General features: G+C 43.1%; 24 protein-coding genes. 22 read left to right on the forward strand and 2 right to left on the reverse strand.

The features are described from left to right. Positions 1 to 218 precede the first annotated feature (218 nt). On the forward strand, positions 219 to 1,301 hold the full coding sequence (locus tag JNUCC32_RS09830; protein WP_192571841.1) for a nucleotidyltransferase domain-containing protein: 1,083 nt from the start codon (positions 219 to 221) through the stop codon (positions 1,299 to 1,301). A gap of 96 nt (positions 1,302 to 1,397) precedes the next feature. Here the strand turns inward: JNUCC32_RS09830 and JNUCC32_RS09835 are convergent, their stop codons facing one another. Beyond that, a complete protein-coding gene (locus JNUCC32_RS09835) occupies positions 1,398 to 2,267 on the reverse strand; it encodes a helix-turn-helix transcriptional regulator (protein ID WP_096773788.1) in 870 nt (289 codons plus the stop codon). Positions 2,268 to 2,427: 160 nt separating this feature from the next. Here JNUCC32_RS09835 and JNUCC32_RS09840 point away from each other — a divergent pair, with 160 nt between their 5' ends. The 16 genes from JNUCC32_RS09840 to JNUCC32_RS09910 all read left to right on the forward strand — a co-directional run bounded on the left by JNUCC32_RS09840 (position 2,428) and on the right by JNUCC32_RS09910 (position 20,829). Then, complete coding sequence (locus tag JNUCC32_RS09840) at positions 2,428 to 3,588, forward strand: Gfo/Idh/MocA family protein (RefSeq protein ID WP_192571842.1); 1,161 nt, start codon at positions 2,428 to 2,430, stop codon at positions 3,586 to 3,588. A gap of 18 nt (positions 3,589 to 3,606) precedes the next feature. Continuing rightward, complete coding sequence (locus tag JNUCC32_RS31695; RefSeq protein WP_255250540.1) at positions 3,607 to 3,735, forward strand: hypothetical protein; 129 nt, start codon at positions 3,607 to 3,609, stop codon at positions 3,733 to 3,735. A gap of 171 nt (positions 3,736 to 3,906) precedes the next feature. Continuing rightward, on the forward strand, positions 3,907 to 5,304 hold the full coding sequence (locus JNUCC32_RS09845; RefSeq protein WP_192571843.1) for a catalase: 1,398 nt from the start codon (positions 3,907 to 3,909) through the stop codon (positions 5,302 to 5,304). Between the two features lie 448 nt (positions 5,305 to 5,752). Beyond that, on the forward strand, positions 5,753 to 6,358 hold the full coding sequence (locus tag JNUCC32_RS09850; protein ID WP_192571844.1) for a hypothetical protein: 606 nt from the start codon (positions 5,753 to 5,755) through the stop codon (positions 6,356 to 6,358). 22 nt (positions 6,359 to 6,380) lie between these two features. Beyond that, on the forward strand, positions 6,381 to 6,785 hold the full coding sequence (locus tag JNUCC32_RS09855; protein ID WP_192571845.1) for a hypothetical protein: 405 nt from the start codon (positions 6,381 to 6,383) through the stop codon (positions 6,783 to 6,785). An 88-nt stretch (positions 6,786 to 6,873) separates the two neighbouring features. After that, entirely contained in the window at positions 6,874 to 8,862 is a 1,989-nt protein-coding gene (locus tag JNUCC32_RS09860) for a DUF2207 domain-containing protein (RefSeq protein ID WP_192571846.1), read from the forward strand. A 293-nt stretch (positions 8,863 to 9,155) separates the two neighbouring features. Continuing rightward, the gene (locus JNUCC32_RS09865) at positions 9,156 to 10,496 is read left to right on the forward strand and encodes an erythromycin esterase family protein (protein WP_192571847.1); all 1,341 of its coding nucleotides are present in this window, start codon (positions 9,156 to 9,158) and stop codon (positions 10,494 to 10,496) included. 424 nt (positions 10,497 to 10,920) lie between these two features. After that, positions 10,921 to 11,508 carry a sensor domain-containing protein gene (locus JNUCC32_RS09870; RefSeq protein ID WP_192571848.1) on the forward strand — a complete coding sequence of 196 codons (588 nt, stop codon included), beginning with the start codon at positions 10,921 to 10,923 and terminating at the stop codon, positions 11,506 to 11,508. Between the two features lie 120 nt (positions 11,509 to 11,628). Continuing rightward, positions 11,629 to 13,419, forward strand: coding sequence for a helix-turn-helix transcriptional regulator (locus JNUCC32_RS09875; RefSeq protein WP_192572644.1), 1,791 nt, complete (start codon positions 11,629 to 11,631; stop codon positions 13,417 to 13,419). 841 nt (positions 13,420 to 14,260) lie between these two features. After that, entirely contained in the window at positions 14,261 to 15,187 is a 927-nt protein-coding gene (locus JNUCC32_RS09880; protein WP_192571849.1) for a copper amine oxidase N-terminal domain-containing protein, read from the forward strand. Between the two features lie 477 nt (positions 15,188 to 15,664). Further along, entirely contained in the window at positions 15,665 to 16,081 is a 417-nt protein-coding gene (locus JNUCC32_RS09885; RefSeq protein ID WP_192571850.1) for a YjdF family protein, read from the forward strand. Between the two features lie 259 nt (positions 16,082 to 16,340). Further along, complete coding sequence (locus JNUCC32_RS09890; RefSeq protein ID WP_192571851.1) at positions 16,341 to 16,520, forward strand: hypothetical protein; 180 nt, start codon at positions 16,341 to 16,343, stop codon at positions 16,518 to 16,520. 390 nt (positions 16,521 to 16,910) lie between these two features. Then, positions 16,911 to 17,927: a phosphotransferase enzyme family protein gene (locus tag JNUCC32_RS09895; protein ID WP_192571852.1), complete on the forward strand. Its 1,017-nt coding sequence runs from the start codon at positions 16,911 to 16,913 to the stop codon at positions 17,925 to 17,927. Positions 17,928 to 18,412: 485 nt separating this feature from the next. Continuing rightward, positions 18,413 to 19,168, forward strand: coding sequence for a hypothetical protein (locus JNUCC32_RS09900; RefSeq protein ID WP_192571853.1), 756 nt, complete (start codon positions 18,413 to 18,415; stop codon positions 19,166 to 19,168). 261 nt (positions 19,169 to 19,429) lie between these two features. Further along, on the forward strand, positions 19,430 to 20,095 hold the full coding sequence (locus JNUCC32_RS09905; RefSeq protein WP_192571854.1) for a carboxylesterase family protein: 666 nt from the start codon (positions 19,430 to 19,432) through the stop codon (positions 20,093 to 20,095). Between the two features lie 197 nt (positions 20,096 to 20,292). Further along, positions 20,293 to 20,829, forward strand: a complete 537-nt coding sequence (locus JNUCC32_RS09910) for an SMI1/KNR4 family protein (protein WP_192571855.1) — start codon at positions 20,293 to 20,295, stop codon at positions 20,827 to 20,829. Between the two features lie 386 nt (positions 20,830 to 21,215). Here the strand turns inward: JNUCC32_RS09910 and JNUCC32_RS09915 are convergent, their stop codons facing one another. After that, the gene (locus JNUCC32_RS09915; protein ID WP_096773775.1) at positions 21,216 to 22,067 is read right to left on the reverse strand and encodes an aldo/keto reductase; all 852 of its coding nucleotides are present in this window, start codon (positions 22,065 to 22,067) and stop codon (positions 21,216 to 21,218) included. A gap of 171 nt (positions 22,068 to 22,238) precedes the next feature. On the opposite strand from JNUCC32_RS09915, the gene JNUCC32_RS09920 reads away from it, so the two are divergent. From JNUCC32_RS09920 to JNUCC32_RS09935, 5 genes are all read left to right on the forward strand, one after another. Further along, the gene (locus JNUCC32_RS09920; RefSeq protein WP_192571856.1) at positions 22,239 to 22,682 is read left to right on the forward strand and encodes a MerR family transcriptional regulator; all 444 of its coding nucleotides are present in this window, start codon (positions 22,239 to 22,241) and stop codon (positions 22,680 to 22,682) included. 65 nt (positions 22,683 to 22,747) lie between these two features. Beyond that, positions 22,748 to 22,900: a hypothetical protein gene (locus tag JNUCC32_RS31560; RefSeq protein WP_267132979.1), complete on the forward strand. Its 153-nt coding sequence runs from the start codon at positions 22,748 to 22,750 to the stop codon at positions 22,898 to 22,900. 29 nt (positions 22,901 to 22,929) lie between these two features. Continuing rightward, positions 22,930 to 23,388, forward strand: coding sequence for a hypothetical protein (locus JNUCC32_RS31565; RefSeq protein ID WP_228468920.1), 459 nt, complete (start codon positions 22,930 to 22,932; stop codon positions 23,386 to 23,388). Positions 23,389 to 23,427: 39 nt separating this feature from the next. Further along, entirely contained in the window at positions 23,428 to 24,255 is an 828-nt protein-coding gene (locus JNUCC32_RS09930) for a copper amine oxidase N-terminal domain-containing protein (protein ID WP_192571857.1), read from the forward strand. A 413-nt stretch (positions 24,256 to 24,668) separates the two neighbouring features. After that, complete coding sequence (locus tag JNUCC32_RS09935) at positions 24,669 to 25,292, forward strand: hypothetical protein (protein WP_192571858.1); 624 nt, start codon at positions 24,669 to 24,671, stop codon at positions 25,290 to 25,292. Positions 25,293 to 25,296: the final 4 nt, after the last annotated feature.

Raw genomic sequence — 25,296 nt, forward strand, 5'->3', positions numbered from 1 at the left:
GGACTGTTTATTGGCGGATCGGCATTTCTTGTCATGCGAAGGCATAAAGAAAAAAGAACTACTGAAATCCGCTTGATCGTCATATCGACGGTTTAGCGGATTTTGTGCAAAGATGAATTAAATCAACTTATACATAGCAACCGCACCTCTAAATCGATAGACTCTAGTTGAGGTTGTTGTGATGAAGGACGGCCAGCTCATACGAAGGGGTGTAACGAATGAACGAAATCATAAAGAAGAAGCTGCTGGACAAAAATGAACTACTGATCAACATGGTGATCGAACGCGCAAGAAGAGATTTTCAAGACGATATCGCAATTATTGGGCTTACTGGTTCGTTTAGCACCGGGGACTTTCACGAAAAGAGCGATCTTGATTTAATTATCATAAATAATACGGAAAGGGGATGGGGAATATCCGATTGCTTCATCTTAGATGACGTTGGCTATGACATCTATTGCACCCCATGGGATACAAGAATACACGCACAATCCATCTTAGAGAGTCCTAACGTGTCGAGCCTAACCGAGCTTAAAATTCTCTATTATGCAAAGCCTGAGGATTTGGAGAAATTGAACGACTTTAGGCAAAAAGCTCTTGATGCGCTTGCGGAGCCGATAGGAGAAGCGTGTCTTAATCGAGCAAAAAAATGGATCGATCTGGCTAAGCAAGCATACACCGATACGATGCTGGGTGATAATATCGGTTCAGTGAGACATGCATCTGCCGGCGTTCTGTACAATTTGGTCAATGCCTTGGTCAGCATGAATAACACGTGCATCAAACGAGGTGTCAAGCGATATTTAGAAGAAATACGCTCGTATCGCCATGTTCCAGATGACCTCGAATCCTTATACATGTCTGTCATCGAAGCTCATACCATTGAAGATATCCGAATTGCCTCTTTTAATATGTTGAAAAGCGTTACGAGGTTACATAGCAAGATGTGTGATAACTTCATTGTTAAACCCGCTCCGACTTTTGATAATCTGAGGGGAACTTACGAAGAATTGTGGTGCAACTACCGCAATAAAATCTTGAACAGTGTTAAAACGAACGATGCCTCCTATGCCTTTCTTTCGGCCTTTGGAGCACAAGGATATCTTGATGAAATGGCTGCGGAGAAAGGGACCAAGAAATTTGATCTTATGCAGTACTTTGATGCAAGTGATTTATCAGTAATGAAAGAGAAGTTCCTTGAAATGATGGATGAATATGTAGACGAATATGGTAAGGTCGGTAGAGAAGTCGAACGTTTTACAACCATCGAGCAATTATATGACCATTATATCAATCATTGATTTTACATCCCAGTTCGTGTACTATCTTTGATCATGCTTGACACGATCAACTTTTTTATCTAAGGTCCATATAAATATCAGGCGCATTCCCGTTATTTAAGTACTCGTCCATTTTTTTCGATATTGATGCGGCGTGATTCCCATTTGCGACTTAAACAATTTGCAAAAATAAGAGCTATTCGTTAATCCGATCTCCTCCGCAATAAGCGAGATCGGTTTTTTTGTAGTCGCTAGGAGCTGTATGGATTGATGAATCCTTCGGGCTGCTATGTATTCCGTGATGCTGATCCCTGTCGCTTCTTTAAAGAGATGTGATAAATGGTAGGGAGATAGATGCAGCGACTTCGCCATGTCGTCCAATCGGAAAGGAATCGTATAATTGGTCTCAATCCAGGTTAAGATGTGCTCCACCCGATGATTTTTACGGGCTTGGTAAGTTGAACTCCGTACTTTCCGCTTATCCCAGATTGGTTTCAAGGAGCGAAAAAGTGCGACAAGAAACAGCGAAATTTCTTCATGTTTTTCCGTGTCGGACAGCGTCGGGAATCGATCGTTCATGCTCTTGTATGCACCTTCCAGATACGGGTCGTCGACCTCGTATAAACAAGGGAAAGGAAGATTGCCTAGATAAATAAAATTGTAAAATTCATGGAGAGCGGGCCACTGTTTAAAATAAGCCTCAAACACCGTCGGTTCAAAAATCGCAATCGAACGTTCGAAGCATTGATGATCGTCGTATTCAAGCTTTAGGTGGTGGAGTTGACAGGGCTGAAATATACAAAGCATGCCCGGTTTAATCTCATAGCTGTTGTTGTTAACGATCATGGTCCCCCTTCCTTGATGAATGAACAACACTTCAAGGCCAAGATGGGAATGGAAAGTCTCTTTATGCTCGTAATTTTCGCTTTTACGTCTATAGGCAAAGTACAAGGGAGAGATACTGTAGTTGCTTGCAACGAATGACAACTTGTTTGCCTCCTTCTTCCTCGTCTTCGTACATGCATTGAATATACCATACAATCCGCAATCTAGCGTTATTTTTCCCCCATAGCAAAACACATTTACAAGTTTGCACCGCATATAATTTTTTATATAAAAAATAAAGTTGGGAGGTAAAAAATAACGTATGTTAAAGGTTGCGATTATAGGTACGGGTGCAATTTCGCCCAGTCATATCGAAGCATATCTGCAGTTTAAGGACCGCTGTAAAATTGTTGCCTTATGCGATCTTTACCCAGAGAAGGCTGAAGTAAGGCGGGATCAGTACGGACTGGAGGCTAAAATCGCACACGATTATAAGGAACTGCTTCAAGACGGAATCGATCTCGTGTCCATTTGTATGCCTCCGTACGTTCATGCGCAGGTTGCGGTCGATTTCCTGAACGCAGGAAGCCATGTCATTGTTGAGAAACCTATGGCAGCGTCGCTTAAGGAATGTGATGACATGATCGAAGCGGCACGAATTAACGGCAAGGTGTTGTCCGTGATCGCCCAGAATCGATTCAGAAATCCGATTATGAAGCTGAAACAAGTGCTGGATAGCGGTCTGGCCGGCAAGATTCTGCATGCCCAAGTGGATTCTTTTTGGTGGCGGGGCCATAGTTATTACGACTTATGGTGGCGCGGCACTTGGGAGAAAGAGGGGGGAGGCCCTACGCTGAACCATGCCGTACATCATATCGACGGATTGCTGTGGATGCTTGGTCGTCCTAGCCACGTACAAGCCTACATGGCTAATGTCGCGCATGACAATGCCGAGGTTGAGGATTTATCCATCGCGATGATGAAATATCCGAATGGAGCTTTGGGGCAACTTACCAGCTCGGTCGTCCACCACGGAGAAGAACAGCAATACATCTTCCAAGGACAGTATGCACGGATTTCTGCCCCGTGGCGGGTAACGGCTTCCACTTCCTTGCCGAACGGATTCCCTGATCGCGATTTGGAACTAGAAGAAAAAATCCAGAAATACTATGACGAATTGCCGGATTTGCCGTACGAAGGTCATACTGGTCAGATCGACAATGTGCTGAGCGCGATCGAGCATGGAACGCCGGTGCTCATCGACGGAGAAGACGGCCGCAGCACGCTAGAGTTGATCATGAGCATCTACCAATCCGCAAGCATGGGAGAGAACGTGCAACTCCCGCTACAAAAGAATGATCCCTTCTATACGCAAGAGGGTGCTCAACTAAACGTTCCTTATTTTTACCAAAAGGGCAAGAGCATTGAGAATTTTGAGGATGGGAAGATCACGACAGGAAGCAATTATGGCGAAAAAAAATGATATGGGCGGAGGATTATCATGATGCAGAAAAGCGACGGAATGAACTATGCCCCGAAGGGGAAGCCCAGTCCGGTGGTGAAGCCGGGTGAATTTATCATCGCCGCTGTTGCGCTCGATCCGCTTTTATGGCGGCAGAACTGTGTCTGAAAGCGCAGCAGAAAGCTATGCGGATAACGTAGTGTGTTTACAGGATTTCTCTACTATGTGATGGGATACACATTTACTCATTTCAATTCAATTTACAATTTGACATGCTGTCATACCCGTACATAGCCATGCATATATATCCCCGAGAATGTAGGTATGGGAGGCGGGTCAATGGACGGTAACAAAGCTAACAATCAGGCAAACGATCGAAGCTGGCAGAGAGGCAATGCTCAATCACAATGGAGTGCTATGCAGTCGCCGGAACACCATTCGCAAACGGTGGGGGAACGGGGACCGATTCTGGAACAGGACAGCATGCTGCATGAAACACTTGAAACCTTTGTCCATGAAAAGCTATTAGAGCGTCCGGTCCACGTGAAGGGGTTTGGTGCCATGGGTTATTTTGAAACCCTTCACTCGATGGCCGCTTATACGAACCTGTGCTTCTTGCAGCAGCCGGGACAACGGGTACCCGTTACAGTTCGTTTCTCACTTGCGGTCAGCAACAAAGGGACACCCGATACATCCCGCAACGTGCGTGGATTCTCGACGAAATTTTATACCGAGCATGGCGTGTTCGACCTGCTCTGTAATCATATCCCTGTGTTCCTCGTACGAGACCCGATCCGGTTCCCTGAGTCAATTCATGCTTTCCTGCCATCACCAGTTAACAATCTCATCGATCCGAATCGATTCTGGGGTTTCATTGCTACAGCGCCAGAGGCAACCCATTTCGTTGTACGTCTGTACTCGGACGAAGGGACGGTCAAGAGCTTCCGCCATACGCCAGGACACAGTGTTAACACCTATGTTTGGAAAAATGCACAGAACGTCCGCTTCTACGTCAAATATCGCTGGATTCCGTTGGCTGGAGAGCAATATATCGATGCGCAAGAAGCAGCTCGTTTGGCTTGCGAGAACCCGGATTATTCGGGTAAAGATCTGTATGACGCGATTGCCAAAGGCACACCGGTCCAATACGGGCTGTATTTGCAGTTGATGAACCCAGAGGATGAAGCGATGCTGTCGTTCGATCCGCTGGATGACACGAAAGTGTGGGATGTGCATCAATTCCCTCTGCTGCCGGTTGGTCGACTCGTATTGGATACGAACCCTACTGATTATCAGGAGCAGATCGAGAAGCTGGCATTCTCCCCGTCAAATCTTCTGGATGGTGCCGAGCTGTCCGATGATAAAATGCTGCAAGGTCGCAGCAATATTTATTGGGATTCACAGCGGCATCGCCTTGGATCGGATTTCCGCAAAATTCCGATTAACCATCAAGCAAACTGGTCACCGACTGAACAGGTAACGAGCGGGGCAGGTCGTTATGTAGCCGGTCGGCTCGTTCGATCCGATATTCCGAAGGCCGATAATTTCACGCAAGCGGGACAATTCTACCAATCGCTCACACAAGTTCAGCAGGATCATCTTGTTCAGAACCTCGCTGATGACTTATCGGCGGCTTCTCATGAGATTCAAAGGGTTGTGTTAGGCTATTTATTCCAGGCCGATGCAACATTAGCCGATAGGGTAGCACGTCAGATCGCCGCACCGAAGAAGGGATGATTCACGCAATGACATGAAGGAGAATGAGGTCAACCAATCCATTCGGTTGGCCTTTTTTGGATCATAGCTTTAGGTATATGTAGCCAAAAAAAGAAATCATGTCGAGGGACTAGAACATGCTCCCTTAGAAAGTCGCTAAAATAGCGGCTTTTTTGTTTTATCGGTACAAGAACATGAGCCGATTACCGATTAGATAAGCATCTAACTATGTATACCAAACAATCTAACTGGCAGTTTTGCGTAATGGGTGGTCATTATTATCAGACAGATGGGGAATGTTTCCTTTATAATATTTAGGTGACACTCCATTGCACTAACGGGACATGTTAGTGCAATTCCAATTGGTCAGCGAATATTTAACTAGGTTTAAGAAGTTAAAAAGATAAGGGCGAATGATGTGCCAATAGGGTAAAGCCAGAGAAGAGAAGGAAATGGTGGAGGGATTCAAATGATAAACATAATTGAAGAGCTTAAGAAGATGTCCCAAAAAAGAGGGTATGAAAATAAAGACGATTTTCAACAGCTGCTGGAAAGATGTAAGGATATAACGTTGTCAAATGAAGATGTTGAATTTTTAATAGAACTGTATTTTAAGGCTAAAAATTTGTACACTCGCAACACAATATTGAAAGCACTTGTGTTCTGTGAAGATATTGATTTAAAGGAATTCTTCTTAAAAGCGTTTAAAAAAGAGCGCTACCTAGATATGAGATTGACTGCAATTCGAGGCTATGCAAAGTATGCAACTGAGAAAGAAGTAGAGAAACTAATGACTAAATTCATTGAAATTCTGATGAAGCGTCCTGAAAGCACGCCTTATAACTATCAAGAATATGAGCTGCTTCGCTCTACTTTTGGGCTGCCGTATTTAGTAAATCAATATGGATATGCTTGTTTTGTTCAGGCATATGAGCAGGAAGAGAAACAATATCATGCCATGCCAGATGCTTTCAAAGGACATTTTACTTTAAATGAAAGAGGGGATATTGTCCAGCTTCGCTCATTAGGAGAAAGCAAGAGGATGCTTGATGAATTTAGAAGCAGAGGTAATTGAAGTTTGAAAGGTAGTGACACTAATGATGAAACAACAACTGTTGTTTAAATTCAACAGATTCTCAGCAAATGAAGTTTTGACGGCATGGGAAAACGCGGATAAATCAAAAGATGTAATACTATTAGAATCCGCCCATTCGGATTGGTCAATAGAAGTAGACGGTTTCCAAAATATCTCTTATCAAATGTTTGAACACTTTCTATCTAAAATGGATGTATTTGATAATGGAGTGCAGCTTTATTGTAAAGAAGTCTATGAAAACAGTAATTTTAATATAGAACATTTTATCGTGTCACTGCAGTGGATTTCATTACATGAAAACTCTATTACACTGGGATATTGGGGAGATTATGTAAACGTAGAGCTAAGATCCATCATAGAGTGCGACAATGGCATCTGGGAGCAGAAAGACATCTATTATCAATAGAAGCAAGATGCTTATATCAACGTGATCTGCTGCCTTCTTGTTCAACAAATGGACAGTGAGGCCCTGGTATATTAACGGGAGGTTTACTGTGAAAATAAAGATTAAACATGCGATGCTTTTGGCAGTTAGTATTGTTTGGGTTGTTATCTTAGTCGGGTGTGGCAACGACAATGAGTTAACGATTGATCAAGTGGACGTTATGGCCAAGGTAATGGCGGACGGTGACTTATATGTGGAAGAGCTATTCACTTACACAGTACAAGGAGAGTATGAAAGAATTCCTAGATATATGGACAATTTCGGGGGAGCGAATATTGAATTTTTTGAAGCTTATGTACCGCCGAATGACCGAGAGCTCGGTAATCTTGGTTATGTTAATTTGGAGCGTTATCCGGTCTATTTAAGAACTAAATCGGGTTCTTATTACATCGAATTACAAGCTAAAGATGAAACGAGGCAGATCTATTATCGCTATAGGCTTGATCGAGAAGCTGTGAAATATGACGATCGTGGAGAGCTGGATTGGACCGTACTCAAAGATAACAGGTTTGATCATCGCAACGTAACCGTTAGGGTATATACGGAACAGCCTGCAAAAGAGAATTTATCTGGATTTGCTTACGATCGCTCAAGAGGCAGCTTGACAGAAGTAAACAATCGTTGGATCAGGTACGAAAACGCGCTATTACCTGAAGGGGATAGTGCGAGGCTGAAGTTGTATTTCCCCCCAGAGGTGCTGACGGAGAGGGAAACAGAAGAGACCTCAGCCTCACTCTCGGAACGACTGTTAGCTGAACAGAAGCTTCAGCAAAGATTCGAAAAGCGTGAACATTTACTGAAAGCGGGTCAACATATCAGCCGCTGGCTGACCTATGCAGCCATAGCAGGTATCGTATATTATTCCCTTTCACTGCGTAGGATTTCATCCTGGTGGAGGGGGAGGAGGATCAGCTTCGAAGATATCGCAGCGATGGATCCAATCGATATGATTTACCTTTTCCGGAAGGGAAAGCTCCGGCTTGCAGATGGGCTGGCCGGTGTATTTTCGCTGCGCCGTAAAGGTATGGTGAGTCTTTCCTTAGTGCCATCAGCTATGCGATTCCAGGAAGATTCGAGAGCGCCGAAGAGGCTTCCCGAGTTTACATTCAAGGGTAATCGTACAGCCCTGAACAAACCGGACCGTTACTTGCTTGGTTGGCTGTCTCACGGTACGACTGTCCTGAACCTGGATAAATTTTCTGGCCCTACGAAAACAGAGCGCAGGAATAAAGCGACTATGGGTAAATACATAAAGCGCATGAGAAGTCTTAAAAAGGGACTCAGCCGCTGGCAGGAGCTTGTGGAGACTGAGAATAGCAAAGGGATCATGTACAAGGAATACGCGGCGAGAAAAGTCATCATGCCGGCTCTAGCTCTCATACATCTGGTTTTGCTCATCTATCTGTACATTGCAGACGTAACACCTTGGGGATGGGTAGGAGTATTGGCCATTGTTTTGGGCGGCGGACTCATATTAGCTATTTTTCGCTGGCGCCTCAAAAGATACATCATCGTCTTTTTGGTCGTTTGCTTTTTCGTGGCAGCTCCAATTTTGTATGATCCCCTGGTAGACGAATACTTGAACTTCGTAATTCTTTCATTTTTACTTGTTGGGTTATTACCCCGAGGAGCATTAGATCAGCGTTCGGCAGCTTACCGAAGCGCTATAAAGCGGTATCGACGAAAGCTGGCTAGAGGCGGACATGACGTAGGAAGGGCTAATAATGACCGCAAAATGCTGGAAAAGATGAGGGAAGATGCGCTATTACTTGGTGTAGGAGAACGTTTTATGAGAAATGTAAGCAAAGAAAACCCGGATTTTCCTTTATCAGAGGCTTCTTCCCTGTTTGATAACGATGTGGATACCGCTATCGATTATGTCTTTAATCGTTCTTGGAAGGGAATACCTGGGGGGACAACTTCCGGGAGAACTCCGAGCAGCGATAGTGACAGTGGAGCAGACGGGGGGAGTTCATACTACAGTAGTGACAGTGGCAATGATGGAGGTTCGGGAGATGGCGGTGGGGGAGGAGATTGACTAAGTTAGTAAAAATTGTCGGGTGACAAAAACATAGTAACATTAGAAGCCGCTGATTATGCGGCTTTTTATATTTAGGTTATCAAGCAATGACAAGAACATGGTTACATTCCCGATTTGATTTCATCGAGGCAGCATACGTCTTTTTATTAAGTAAACGGGGGAAGGCGTGTCATATGACATTTTGACACTGTTGTACATAACAACGAGTGCAGTAGGATACAGAAGAGAGTTCTGGGAACTAGAATATATCTCATCAAACCAAATCACAAAGTATTTAAGGAGAGGATTTTATGAAACAGAAAATGGGTATCGCAATTGCTGCTTCGATGATCACACTGGCTGGTTTTACAGGAAATATTCATGCAGCTTCGAAAGTAGGTGATTCTCTTATAGCTCCCTACAACTCCAATCAGAAAGCCGAGCAGATAAAATGGTTAGAAAAGCATGCCATGCCATTAAAGTCAACGGATCCAACAGCATCTCTTCAGGATTTAAGACCGCTTAAGGATATGATCGGATCAGCTACAATTGTTGGTTTAGGCGAAGCGACGCATGGAGCTCACGAAGTTTTTACCATGAAGCATCGCATTGTTAATTATTTGACAGCTGAAATGGGCTTTAAGGCCTTAGTGTTAGAAGAGGGATGGGACAGAGCATTGGGACTCGATCGCTATGTTCTTACGGGTAAAGGGGACCCAAGCCAATATCTAAGTCCTGTATTTAACACGAAAGAAATCATTGATCTGCTTCAATGGATACGCCAATATAATGCGGATCCAAAGCATAAATCCAAAATACGGATCATCGGCATGGATATACAAACCGTAAACGAGAGTGTTTATAACAATATCCTAGCGTATATAAAGAAATACGATCCAAAACTTGTCACTCGTTTCGATCAAAAGATGAAAGGCCTTATTCCTGTAACCAAGGATTTAGATACCTTTGGCGGCCTTAAGAAAGAAACGAAAGCACGGTATGTTTCAGATGCGAAACAAATTAGCGCTTTATTAGAGCAAAATAAACATAAACTGAATGGAAAATCCCCAGAGTTCGCATGGATCAAACAAAATGCCCGTATTATTGAGCAATTTACGACAATGACAGCCGCATATCCTGATAACCTGGAAGACTTTTATTTGAAACACGATATTGCCATGTATGAGAATGCGAAATGGACTGAAGAACATATAGGAAAAACAATCGTGTGGGGCCATAATGGGCACGTGTCGAAAACAAATATGCTTCCTTTCGTATACCCTAAAATGGCTGGGCAGCACTTAGCAGAACATTATGGCAAACGGTATGTAACCATTGGAACATCTGTTTTCGAGGGACGTTACAATGTTTATAACACCAGCCAACAATTCGGGCCCTATGGAATCTTAAAATTAGATGACCCGAACAATTTTAATTATACGTTTGGACAAGTCAAATACGACCAGTTCTTTGTTGATTTACGTAAGGCAAGCGGAGTGACTAAAACTTGGATAAACGAGCAACATCCTATTTTTGCCGGAGTAACAACGGTAGGTCCAGATATCCCAACGACTGTTGATGTATCATTAGGTAAAACATTTGACATCCTCGTTCACATTCAGAAAGTGAAGCCCTCTCAACTGAATCAATAAAATCTTAATTATGTATGCTTAAAAGTCGCTTAGTTGCGGCTTTTTTGTTTTAACGATTTATGTTTGTCAAAAACCGATAGACTTCCAAAATATGGACTGTCATGTTGACAGCGAGAATACGGTGTATGATTTTGTTCTGGGCTGAATTTTAGAGCGATCATTCAATATGAAAGCACATTGAAAGAGAAAATGCATAAAGCTGGCTGATTTGGTTTAGTGCTTAATTACTTTTTTCCCTGTAGTATAGTAAGAGAATACTGGCACACAGGGGTCTTCCTGGTTTTGAACAATTCTACTGTGCAGTTGGTCATAACCGTAGCTTACACTCCGTTCATTTTATGTCATATGACATTATGACACTGGCAGAATTGACATCAAGAGCAGTAGGATACGTTTACTACTTGCAAAGGATGTGAGCTCTTTGATGGCAAGAACCGTCGCCAGTTTTGTTCAAAACGGCTATTTCCTGCTGTTTACTTTCGTCACCGGATTGTTTTACTTCTGCTTTTATTTGGTTGCCATTATTCTGGGTTTGAGTCTTTCGTTTACTGTCGTGGGCGTTCCTCTCCTGGCTAACGTTTTGCGCACGACAACTGCCTTCCTGCAATTCGAACGAGTACAAACCAAGATCTATATGGATATCACCACCGAGCCATGTGTTAAAGCTGTCATCCCGAAAGTATCCAACTGGCTCCAAGCAAAAAAGGAGTTGCTGAACCGACGCAACTGGATCGCTATTGGCTGGCTGATGTTGAAGTTTCCGGTAGGGATTTTAAGTCTGATCAGTGCGGCCTTACTCTATGTGGCGCCGCCTGTATTGATTGCGGTTCCGTTCCTCTATCCGTTTATCAGCCTTTCCATTTTGGGTGCGACGGTAGACACGTTTGCCAAAGCTATGATGGTATCGGCCACAGGGATCGTACTGATGTTGGTGAGCTGCTGGCTTGCAGACCGCTTGGCGCGTTGGATAGGCGGCTACACGCGTCTAATGATCAAGCATGTGAACCGGTAGACGAATGCCCTGCTTCGCTTCGTAGGTCGTCGGAGGATAGTTTACTCTATAGCAGTTTACTTTATAATAGTTACGTAATGTCATACTGAAAGTCTTTAGGGGATGATGGTTTTGTTCGATATGGTCAAGCAATGGTACTGGTACGACTGGCTTATGTTTATAATCCGCCTGATATCCAGCATTTCTCTCGTGTTTACGACAATAAGTCTGCAACAATATTTCACGCTGCCGATTGTGGTCCTTGTCCTATGGCAGCTGATTGCTTTTTCCGTTCCATGGCTTTGCTTGCAGCTCAATTATAAATACTACTTGTTTACCGAAATTGTGATCTCGGGTGGGTTGTGTTTGTATCTGGCTTCATTTTTTCCCCAAGCCTACTTAGCATTCCTGCTGTATGCATTTTTCATTGCTGCCCATAGCGCGCATAGGACCTATCTCTGGTCAGGGCCAGTAACCATCTTGCTCCTGCCAGCCATAATCAAGCAGCTTGCAGAGCAGAGTGAATACTGGGTCATGGCCGTTCACATCGGGCTGGCGTATATCTTCGGATTCTCCTTCCATTTACTCGTGCTCAATCATCGTCAAGGCGAAACGATTCGCGAGCAAAATGCGGTGTTGGAGCAGTACCTGTCCCAAATCGAGCGTATCACGCTTGCCGAAGAACGGAGCCGGCTGTCCAAAGAGCTTCATGATACCGTCGGTCATGCCTACACTTCGCTCATTATGGGATTGGAAACGTTGCGTCCTCAGATGGCAACGGATACGGGAACCGAAAGTCTCGATTCCCTATTGAACCTGGCCCGCCAAAATATGGAGGAGGTCAGAGGCTACGTGCATCAAATCGAATCGCCGCATGAGACTCTCCCGCTGCTTCAGTCTTTGAGGAAGCTGGCGGAGGAGTTTCAGGAACATGCCAAGGTGCCGGTTACTTTCCATGCCTACGGGGAGGAATACCCTGTAATGAAGCAAGCGAAGACAGCGCTCTACCGCTGCCTGCAAGAGTCGTTGACGAATGCCGTGCGCCATGGACACTCGACAGAGATTAAGGTTTCCGTGCATTTCGAGCCCCAACAGACGAGACTGGAAATTCAAGATAACGGCCGCGGGATGGAGCATGGAAGGGAGGGCTTTGGCCTCAACGCCATGAAGGAGCGGGCGATGATTTTGCAAGGCTATGTGGCCGTCTATACGGAGCGGGGAGAAGGCACTCTCGTTACCTGCACGCTACCCAGACAAACGGAGCTTAAGGATGAAGTCATCCGCCTGTTGGTCGTCGATGACCACCCCGTTATTCGTGAAAGCTTGCGGACTTTGCTGGAAGAGCAGCAGGATTTTCAGGTTGTCGGGACGGCAGAGGATGGCGAGCAAGCGATCGAGCTGTGCAGGCAAGTTAGGCCGCAGCTGGTGCTTATGGATGTTGAGATGCCGAATGTGGATGGAATCTCCGCATCCCGTACGATAAAAGAATCGTGGCCCCACATCCGGATTCTGATTCTCACCACGTTCGAGGATACCAAACAGGCTATGGAGGCAATGCGAAGCGGGGTGGATGGATACCTATTGAAGTCCATGCAGCCGTTAGAGCTGGCTGAAACGATTCGCACCGTCCACCGCGGGGGCACGCTGATCGATCAGGGCATGTCGCACAAATTATTTGCCCAACTGGAAGCGGACAATAGCGGGGATGATCCTTCGTCAATCAAAGCGTCATCGCCCTATGATTTAACGCCGCGGGAGCTTGAAATTTTACAGTTCGTGTCCGAAGGGCTGCGATATAAAAGCATTGCTTCCAAATTGTACTTATCCGATGGTACGGTTCGAAACTATGCGTCATCGGCTTATATGAAGCTGGGGGTCCGCAACCGGGAGGAAGCGGTGCAAAAAGCCAGGGAGGCTGGGCTTCTGGAATAACCGCAAGTTATGTATCCTGGTGACGGGTGTCGATCATACGTGAGTGATTTACTCCGTATGATCGACACCCGTCATTTCAATTTTTATAGGCCATTTTTACTTTTTCAGAGCTATGGTTTCTGTTCATTACGGATTGGCAATCTGTAGTAATCAAATGCTAGATACAATAAGGCGCTTGCTTCCTGCCGCTTCAGCAGCTGTTTGGAACTGTATGGATGGAGCCGTCTATCCGAATCCATGATGCCTTGGGATACAAGGGTTGTGATGGCTTCAACTGCCAGTCATCCCTTTCGCCACTCAATGTAACCTTGGCTCCAGGCTCAGTTTGTCACAGATTTTGGATCATCACTGCCGCCATCTGTCTGGGTTCAGAAGAATCAGGTTGAATGATGAGATTATATGTCGGGGGACAAGAACTTGAGCCGATAACCGATTAGATAAATATCTAACTGCTTTCCATACAATTTCATTAAGCTAACGGGCAGGTTAGTTCCAATATGTGGTATTATCTATTTATTAACTTAATGACCGCGTTACTTTATTATCAGTACGGATGGGGGCGTGAAACATTAAACAGAAACATTTTGTTGGATTGTTCGCATCAATATTTCTCATTCTCTATGGTATATGGAAACTAAATCATTTTTTCGAACCAAAAGTTGGTCCAGTAGGTAACGGTATTAGCGATACTGATGTGAAAATAGTGTGGATATTGTTTGCGATATCAATGATTTTGGGTGTTGGTGGAGTGATATATTTTTCTTATTCTATTTTTAAAAGAAATGATTAATTAAGTAAACGGGAGAGGAAAGTTGAATAAAGAAGAGAAGAGGTTTTAGCGATGAAGAAATTGGTATTATTTACCTTTGCTGTTCTATGTTCTTCGATTTTGTTACTTCCAACCAATGAGGCAGCCGCAGCAGTAAAAAGTCCAAAAGGAACACAAGTTGTTGTGAATAATCATGACTTAGATTCAAAAGATATTTTCATTAAGAACAATCAGGTATTTTTTAGTCTGACTTCACTCAAAGATTTAGGTGGCTTAACGTTTGCCTGGAATAATACTGCCAAGCAAGCGACAGTGAAGGGGGGCGACACAAACTTGCAGTTGACTATGAATAATAAAGTAGCACAAAAAAATGGATCTCCTGTTTCATTAAGTACTGCTCCATTTGTTCAAAACGGTAAAACAATGATTCCCTTACGTTTTGTTGCAGAAGCATTGGACGGTTCAGTAACTTGGAATCAAAAGACCCGAACGGCGTTTGTTTCAAAACCAAGCGCGAAACTGCTGACTGACTTTAAGAGTAGTGCATTAAGCACGGCCAGAAATGCTGCAATCAATCTTCCTAGAGTATCACAGCTCACGGAGGACTTTAAACCAATTATGGAAGCATCCAGTCTTCAATATTATTTTCCGGAAAACACCCATGACCGATTCATCGAGGTCAATAATAATGTACTCCGCTATTATAAAATCACGAAGAACACTGCTTATCTTAAGTGGCAAGCTAGCATTAGCGAAAAAACCACTACGCAAGATAACCTTTATTTCATAAACCGCTCCTTTGCAAAAGAGAACGGTTCCCTACCGAATTTTAAAGATACGACATTCGCCAACTTTCGCTGGATGCCTCATATTACTTCTACTGGATATGGTTTAATCACTAAGGAGAATTGGAATGACGTTGTTTTTAAACAAGCCGAACTTCCTCAAGTTAATCTAAAAGAAAACTATATTATTGTTGACATTCCAGAAGAAAAATAATTAGAAGTTGTCATAAAGAGGAGTTTGCAGTTGACGCAATTATTATCGTAAGGCCGCATGTCGGTATCGGTCCTTTTCGGCTAGGGATGCGCAGGGAAGAGGTGGAGCGGACTTTCCAAGCTTTGGGCCGTTGGAGAGCTAATCATCGTATACATGGTAATCCTAGCTACATAGAAATGCTGTTTATACGCGAACATTTCAATACGATGGCAATAGTCGGGTGAAGTTCATTCAACTGATAATCCGCAATACGCGGATAACATCTGCATTCCCTGCCTGTTTCAAGGTGCAATTTCATTAAGCTAACGGGCAGGATAGTGGAACGGTTTAACAATTGTGAAAAATGTGATATAACCTTAAAGGAGTGTAAAAACACAGATCGGTTGGTAGTCCGGTCGCACAGGGTCAGTTCCAGTGTCAGTGACCTTCCCCCCTCGGGATGTCCATCACTCCAGTAAAAACAGAGGGGGAGTAAGTGTGAAGCTTACCGTATTGTTTGATGAAAGTTGTAAGTACTGGATTGGTGTGATTGAGCAGGAAGAACAAGGACGTCTAAAAGCTTGTCGTCATATTTTTGGCAACGAGCCAAAGGATCCGGAGATATTAGAGTTCGTTAGCGAGAAAATGATGGAATTGATGAACCTTACGAAGGTAGGAACGGATGCGAAACGAAGTAAAAACACTCGAATAAATCCGAAAAGACTAGCTCGGCAGGCGTCTAGAGAGATTGCCCAACGAGGTTTATCTAGCCATGCTCAGGAGGCAATAAAGCTGGACCTCGAATCCAGGAAACTGCAACGAAAAGTGCATAATCGTCAACAAAATCTTGTGGAAAATGAAAGGAAATATCAACTTAGAGTTCAAAAGGCGAAGAAGAAGCACAGGGGCAAATAGTCAAAACCAAGTAGCGTTTCAGATGAAGCAGGTGGGACTGGCTCCATAGCGTGAGATAAATTAAAAACACCTTCAAGAGAAAACCATGTCATAAGATATGGAGACAATTTCGGGAGGTGTTTTTGCGTTGGCTACAAGAGTTAGTTAACCGGAATATTGGATGGCATTCCAGTGAAAGAAGTCATGGACCAAAGGTACAGGCGGAAGATCGTTTTTTTTGGTGTAAGTGAAATAAGTTTTATAAGGAGTTGAGAACAGCATGATTTACTATAAAGGAGCAGTACCTGGATCAGATAACTTCATATATTTTAAAAGCGAAGCCAAATTAAAGGAAACTGATGTTGTTATTTTAGATGATAAGAAGTACTTCATTGAGAGTATTGATAATGGATTGTTGATTCTTCAGAGGGTTGGGTCAATTATATCAGTAAGTGTCTAATAGGTAAAAGGAAAATAAGCTACGGTTGTCTGAAACCAGTGACGTCTAAAAATAAAGGAGTTCGTAAGTTCGAAGAAAAGGAAATATAAACTGTCCTTAAGCTTTTTTATGTAGAAAAGGATCCCAAGAGGTCTAGGGACAAGAACTGTCGAGGGACAAGACATGATCCCATAGAAAGTCGCTATTTTAGCGACTTTTTTGTTTTATCGGTACTAGTTCTTGTTAACGGACAGGATAATTCAATGTTCGTATGGAATATAAAGGTAATCGATTAAAGGAAGATTTGCGTGTTTAGCGAAGACGCCAGTATCAAATTAGACGGGATGAACGGTTATAGAGGGAAGAGTGAGAAAGAAGCGAAAATGTGTTGAATGAAAGAAGGTATAGAAAATGATACGTGAAATTGAAGAGCAATTCACTGAAGAGATCCTTACCGAAGCAATAAAGCGATATGACATTAATAAAGACACTGTTCGTTCATTGGGCGGTTATGAAAGCTTTGTTTATGAATACCAGAAAAACAACGCATTTTTCATATTAAAAATCTCACATACAATTAGAAGATCGAGAAATAATATACGGGGTGAAATTGAATTTTTAAATTTTTTGTCGAATAAAGGACTGACAGTTTCAAATGCTGTTCCATCGACCAGGGGTAATATGGTTGAAGAAATTGCTGCAGAAATTGGTTCGTTCCTAGCCATTTCATACGAAATGGCTCTTGGAAAAGAAGTGTCGGATGAAGATTGGAATGAATCGCTTTACGAAAAATGGGGCGAATTTATGGGGAAAATTCATCATGCCACAAAGAGTTACGAATGGAGTAATCCGGCGTTTAAACGACAAGCCTGGGACCAAGAAGTTCAATTAAAGGCGGAGAAGTACCTGCGACCTGATGATGTAATGATATCAATTGTAAAAGAAAGATTAACAAAACTTACTTCTCTGCCGAAGTCCAAAGATACATACGGTTTGACTCATACTGATTTTCATCAAAGTAATTTTCATCTGCATAACGGAGACATTTATTTGTTCGATTTCGATGATTGTGGTTATACGTATTTCGTAAACGATATTGGGATTACATTGTGTTATGCACTTTTTTTTCCGTATAAGGAATTTGAAAATAAAACGGGATATTATAGATTGTTTTTCCGCCATTTTATGAAAGGATATCTGAAGGAAAATACAATCCAAGAAGAAGAAATAGAATATTTACAAGAGTCTATTAAACTTCGTTATGTATTGCAGTATATTTATTTTCATCAAGCAAACGATGTGTCAAATTTGGATGAAGAATCAATGAACAGGTTAAAAGAGCTTCAACAAATAGCCGCTTCTGATGAGCCTATGCTGCCGATTGACTTTGTTCATGAATTTAAAAGCATTTATAATAGTATTCATTAATCTGAGAGCATCGTATTTTACCTAAAGTAGGGGGAGGGGCTGACTCAACACATCCGCTTATAGGGGCCGGCTGTGTTGTCGGGTGACAAAAACATAGTAACATTAGAAGCCGCTGATTATGCGGCTTTAAATATTTATGTTATCAAGTTTATCAAAACACTCGGAAACCGGATTTTCAAAAAGGATACTTAAGGTTTCAACTTTAAAAGATACATACCTTGTGAATATAAATGGAAAGCTAATATGTTCATCTGTCGAGGGACAAGAACATAGTCCGATTACCGGTTTGATAAGTCTCTAACGATGGTTCCATGGAATTTCATTAAGCTAACGGGCAGTTTAGTTTAAAAATAATAATTTTGCTGTCTGGTAAAAGGGAAATTATAGGCCAATTGGCGAATGTATAAAATATTTTTCCTGAATATTAGTACTACAAAGATTTTACTGATAAATAGTTAATTATCAATTACATAGTGAGGTGTAATATGAACTCCAATTGCAAGGCACCTAAATTGCTGCAACAACTTGTGGAATGGGAAGGTTCTTTTGCACATGAGGTTGCATATCTAGAAAACCCTTCAGGACTTTTCCTCGGATTAGATTATAGTCAAGATGGTTACTTCTGTACTCCCGTAGACAGCATTCCATTTGCCAGCACTGGTGGAGACGGTGTACACTTTGCGCTCCTAACAGATTTTGGAGTAGTTAAAGATTTAGAAGAGGCTTTAGTTATTAGAGTGTCTCCTATGGATCATGAACGTGTTCGTATAGTTGCGAAGAATATAAATGATTTTTTTTCACTTCACTTTTACAATGAATCGTTAGCATGGAACGAATTCCAAAATGAAGATCGATACTTAAGTCATCTCCAAGAAGAACAAAGTAGGGAAAGTAATTCAGAATGGTTTGATCATGATCGGTGGAAGTTCGAAAAAGGAAAGGTGTTAAATGAAGTAAAGAATAGGTTCAACATTTTGCCTATAGAACAGCCTTTTTCCTATATAAACAATCTTCGTATAGAAAGATCATTCCAAGTAACTGTAAATACTCTAGATTCAATTGGTACCAAACAATTTATGCCAGCAGTGTCTAATGAAACTATAGAAATGTTAGCACTCGTTCGCCATCTTCAACATACTTGCTCTGGTGATAAAACTTTAATTGACCGAATTGCCAATGATCTTCGTTTATTAGGGTATAACCACGAGGCTGACTCACTAGTTTCTCGTCTATTCATTTAAACATCGAACAGTTACCGGGTGGCAGCTGCTCCTTTTTTCGTTAGAAAACAATCTATACAATTCAGAATTATATTTAGATGACACTCCATTGCACTAACGGGAAACGTTAGTTCAATAGAAGACAAGAAGGCAGCCGTTATCGAGATCGGCTTCTTTTGTTCAACTAACGGGCAGTTTAATGCAACTGAAGGAATTCCAGGAAATATGGGGAATTCTATTTTTACCCCATATGGGAGATATCAGTAAAGTGAGGGAGATACGATGAGTCAAACCGCAAATAAATTTGAAAAAGAAATAACTAAAAGAGTGCGGATGAAATACCTCTTACATTTGCCAGATCAACATGAAAAAGAATCCGCAATTAAGTGGCCTTTAATCTTATTTCTTCATGGGGCAGGTGAACGTGGAGATGATCTGGAGTTGGTTAAAGCACATGGAATTCCTATGATAGCAGAACGCGATCCTTCTTTTCCATTCATTACGATCTCCCCTCAATGCCCGGAGGATTCTTTTTGGAATGCTGAACAAGACGGATTGATGGCATTAGTAGATGAGATCATTGCAAACTATAACGTAGATCCAGATCGGATATACTTGACGGGGCTAAGCATGGGTGGTTATGGGACGTGGCACTTAGCAGCAGAATATCCAGGAAGGTTCGCAGCTATCGCTCCAATATGTGGTGGAGGTAACCCCAACCGGGTACATGAACTAATAGGAACACCCACCTGGGCATTCCATGGCGCGAAGGATGATATAGTGCCCATTGCTGAATCAAAAAAAATGGTAGACGCACTTCGCGAAAACGGCGGAAAAGTCTCTTTCACAATTTATCCTGAGTCGAATCACAACTCTTGGACAGAAACATACGATAATCCGGAATTATACAGCTGGTTTCTAGGTCATTCTCTAATGGTAAGGAAATGAAGTTGTTTTACACTAACGGGACACGTTAATTTAAAATAGCATGGAGCAGTTCGCCTGTAGGCAGCTGTTCCTTTTTTTAAGCTAACGGGCAGGGTAGTTCAATAATTTCGTGAATACTCTACATATGGAATGATTCACGAAGGTATATAGAATGATAGTGCGAAGTCAAAAGTGCAATAAGGAGAGTTCTAGAATGTATGGACAATACCTCATTAAAATCCCTTGTTAAAGAAAAAGAGATCCATGAAACATATGAAGTAGCATCGAAAGAAGATATAGAAAAAACTGAAAATGATTTGAATTACAAACTACCAAAATCCTATTGTGATTTTGTATCACAGTTTAGCAATGGTGCATTTCTGTACATGATTCAAGAAGTAAGCGCAGTAGGAGATGGAAACAAACAAATCTTATCGATTCAGAGACTTTCTTTACAAAGAATGACGAGCGTTGAGACTCATAAAATGATCAATATTAGAGAGGGTGGTTCAGTGGAAATAGGCCATTTAATCCCGTTTTCTCTAGATCATAATGGAATTGCATGGTGTTTCATTGCGAGCCAGATGAAGAATGAAGAATACAAAGTTGCTTATTTCGATAGTCACAACCCCAGATTGTATGGAATCATGGATAATTTCAATGAGTGGTTAAAGGTTTTGATAAACAATAGAGAGGAAGTAATTAGAACCTTATATGACGATAATGTGATTTCTACGGAACTAGGGTTGGGATAAATACTAGTTACAGCGAGATTTTTCATAACACCATAACGTTTAATCAGGAAACGTTGGAAATTGAGTGCGTCTCTAAGAAAAGGTGTGAACGAAGTTCGTAGATATATCGTTAATCGGAAACCGATAGATCGAGAGCGAACCCTTAGCAGTGCATGGCTTATAGACAGAAAAAAAGAGCCGCATATGCGACTCAATTATTACCTGTCGGGGGACAGCATGGTCCCATTGAAAGTTGCTAATTTAGCGGCTTTTTTGTTTTATCGGTACAAGTTCTTGTCCCGAGTCGAGGACAATAAGTGAATGAGTTTAAAGGACAAGCGAGTTTACAACACGAAAGGACAGGAGTTCCGGCCTGTCCTTTCTAAATGGAGAAACCGGACCAAGGTTTACAGTTCGACTCTCCAGTTGCCCATCATCTTGGCGACTCCCGGATCGCGGTACGATAAGAATAGACTCTCCCGAGTATCAAGGGTGGAAATGTGTTCCATATCGTCCGCGCCCAACTCAAAATCAAAAATGTTGATATTTTCGACGATTCGCTCTTTTCGTACTGACTTTGGAATGACAACAACTTCTCGTTGAACAAGCCATCGCAATACGATCTGGGCGACGGATTTGTTGTGTTTTCCCGCGATCGAGGTCAGCACTTCGTTGCCGAACATATTGTTTCGTCCTTCAGCGAACGGCGCCCACGACTGGTGTTGCACGCCCTGCTCTTTTACGAAAGCAGCGCTCTCTGTCTGCTGGTAGAACGGGTGCGTTTCAATCTGGTTGACGGCGGGCACAATTTCGTTATGCACAATGAGGTCCATCAGACGATCGGGCATGAAGTTGCTGACCCCGATGGCCTTGATTTTGCCGTCACGGTACAGTTCTTCCATCGCACGCCAAGTGCCGTAGTAATCGCCAAATGGCTGGTGAATCAGGTACAGATCGAGATAGTCAAGCTGCAGCTTCTTCAGGGATTTTGCAAATGCAAGCTTGGCACTCTCGTAGCCGGCATCCTGAACCCAAATCTTGGTCGTAATGAACAGCTCCTCACGCGGTACACCGCTGCGCTTGATCGCGCGTCCGACCGCTTCCTCGTTAAGATAACCGGCGGCGGTGTCGATCAAGCGGTAACCGGCCGACAGCGCTTCGTACACCGCGTTTTCGCACTCATCAGCATCGGGAATCTGGTAGACACCGAAGCCTAGGATTGGCATTTTCACACCGTTGTTCAAAGTTACAGTTTGCATTGCGATTCCTCCTATTGATCAAATGTATAACAGCAACCGGCGCGTATCCCCAACATCGTGGACTGAAGCGGGAATTCCGATTACGACAAAGTTGCGTTACAATAAGCATAGTGCCTTCGTGTTACACGAAGGCAAGAGGCTCTTATTCTTTTTTTTCAAGGGGGATTCCACATGTATACGGTCAAAGAAGCCGCTCAAATCACGGGGCTCACTGAGCACGCCGTGCGCTTTTATACGGATAAAGCTCTAGTGCCAAGCGTACAACGCAATGAGAATAATATTCGATTATTCGACGAAGAATCGATCAACTGGCTGCATGGCATCAAATGCCTCAAGCAATCCGGGATGCCGATCGATGTCATAAAAATGTATATCGATTTATGTCTCGAGGGGGATTCTACCATTCCACAACGCTACAGACTCATGATGGAGCATAAAGAAGCTGCGCTCGCTAAGCTCGAAGAAGCCAAACAGCACGTTGCCCATTTGGAAGAGAAGACGGCACTGTACCAGGCCATTCTGGAGAACCGCTCACCAGACACGATGAATCCCGCCCACTGGGGCAGAATTCAGCATATGCACGGGGACGTGTTTTACTCGCGCTCTGCTCGTTAGGCGTGAGATACCTTTTTGACAGGACCGGCGTGCTTACCCTCGGTTATGCCTATCCGAATCTGGTGATGGCGGAAAATTATAATGCGCCGGGTTCGCGTATTGGGCGCTTAAAACCTTTCTTGTGCTGGCACTTGCTGAAGATTTCCCGTTCTGGACCGCGGTGGAGGAGGACCTTCGGGCAGGCCCCGCCATCTCGGTACAGCCCGAGCCACATTTAGTGGTTTGCCGGAACAAGGAGACGGGCCATGTGGCTGCATTCAACAGCGGACATTTATCAAGCAACGCACATACGCATACCTCGGCCAAATATGAAAAGTTCGTCACGGGACAAGATCAACACATCGAGAGAACAGGCAGCCTGGGATTGTCGGTCGACCATGCGCTTGGCCGAAGCGCCATTTATGGCTTGAAAGGGTACGAGAGGGTAGAGATGGTATATCCGAATGCCAATACAAATGTACTTTATCCCCGAACAGTTTTGCCGACTCAGCAGGCAGACCTTGAGCCGGGAAGCCATCTGCTTCTGTCGGCGGTATGCGGGGAGACGGCAAGCAGCAAAGCTGTCCATTCTCCGGAAGAAGCATTGCGTAAACTTGGCATTGCTCTAACACAAGACGGAATCTCTATCTCGAAAGGGAGAAGCGGAAATAGGTATTCCGTTCATTTTGGGCAACTTTTTCATGGAATAGGACGTCTAAATAAATAGGACTGGAAGAAAATAGGGCTGATTTGAGGGGGAGCGCATTTGAAAAAGATATTGATTAGCATATCGACGTTCATGATTTTTTTTCTTGCGAACGTCATTCCAACACAAGCATCAGGCAATGAAGTAATCGAGCATGGTATTCTAAAGAACAATCGAGTGTTGATCCCTATACGGGCAGTATCTCAGAACATGGGTATCGATGTGAAATGGAACCAATTTCAAAAAACGGCTCAATTGACCAAAGGCGAAACTGTAATCACACTTGCGGTTCAATTCAAAAGGGCCTTAGTAAACCAGGACCGCGTTGATTTTGATGCTCCGGTTGAGCTCATCCAAAACACAACTTATGTACCTTTAAGGTTCGTTAGCCAAACCATGGGAGCAGATGTGAAGTGGGATCAGAAAACCAAAGAAGCTACCGTTATCCTTGATGGAAAGCAAGTCGTCGTTAAGTTGATGAAGCCGAAGTATCAAGTACCTACCAACCAACGACTAAGTGATACTCGTATTGCGCGGTTATCGGAGAAATTGAACGAGGCATCTGATCTATCGAAAGTGAAACAGGTTCGCACTTACTTCAAACCTTATTTTACGGATCGTCTAATTCAGCAAATCATAGAGCAGGAAGGACTTCACTTTAAAGAAATGAATTTTGATATGAATACGGCAACGGTAAACTATGCAAGCAATACTAGCGCGATCCTTATTCAATCCTACATTCCAGGAAATATATTAACGGGCGAGCTGCATTATGTTTTTGATCGGGAAGCGCACATTATTTATGCTAATGGAGCATGGAAGGTGGACAAGGTAAGCGATCATTTGAGACAGATCCCTAATATGAGCCTGGAACCCGATCTTCAGTAGTGATATCTAACCAAATCATGCCCAGCTCAATAGTGGAACGATCAAACCTCGGTTGACTCACTCCAAGGTGAAAGTTTGAAGTCGATGAGGCGCCTTAAACTAACGGGATACGATAGCAGAGGAGCTTGCAGCGATGTGGCTCCTCTTTTCTTATTGAAGTAACGGGCAGCTTATCGTGAAAGGATCTCGATATGGATTTTGATAACTTCAGATTTGAATATGGAGATATGGAAGAGGAAGATTTACGATTCGCAGGAATTCATAATAAAGAATGCATGTAAGAAGAAGGAACAAGGAGTTCCGAGTTAGGACTTACTATATAATCATAGTTCGATATTACTACTTTCTGTCTGTCCTATTGGACCTAGATCTGTTATTATAAAACAAATAACGGAAAAGGCGAGGAAATCAGCATGGCTAAAAAATTGAATATCTTTTTATCTTTTCTAATATCTATTATCATCGCGTTCAGCTGCGGTGTGTATTTCTCGGAAGACTTGGGTTATAGTCGGAGTGAACCAACTATAGTTAAAGCTGGGCAAACAGTGGATGCCGAAAACGAACCTTCCAACGGAGATGGCGAAAAAGGCGCAACGATTTCCACGGCTAAGAATCAAGGAGGTAACGAAACGGCCAACGACGAACCCGAAGCTACCCGAGTGACAGCGGAGAATCGTTTCAGCGACCCAAGAGAGTTCAGATATAGTGTCAATTCAGCGAACGGTATCACGCTGACGTGGCTCGTCGATAATTTGACCGGCAAAACGATCAACTACTATACCGTGAAGGTCAGCACATTTAATCCCGTAGGGGACCCTTCGTATGACGAGCACTCCGGAAAGAACTCTTTCAATCTTCAATATGTCGGTCCGGTCATACCGGGGTTAGAACTCGGTGTGTTTGAGCTCTTCACGTATCAAGGTGCTTTGGATTCAATCCGTATCGACGAAGTTGACCTGGAATACGCGGACGGCACCAAAGAAACCGTCGTCTACAATCGCACGACTAAGGACGATAGCGGGCTCAATAATAGATAGGAAA

This window comes from Paenibacillus sp. JNUCC32 (assembly GCF_014863545.1).
GTDB lineage: Bacteria > Bacillota > Bacilli > Paenibacillales > Paenibacillaceae > Paenibacillus_AQ > Paenibacillus_AQ lautus_A.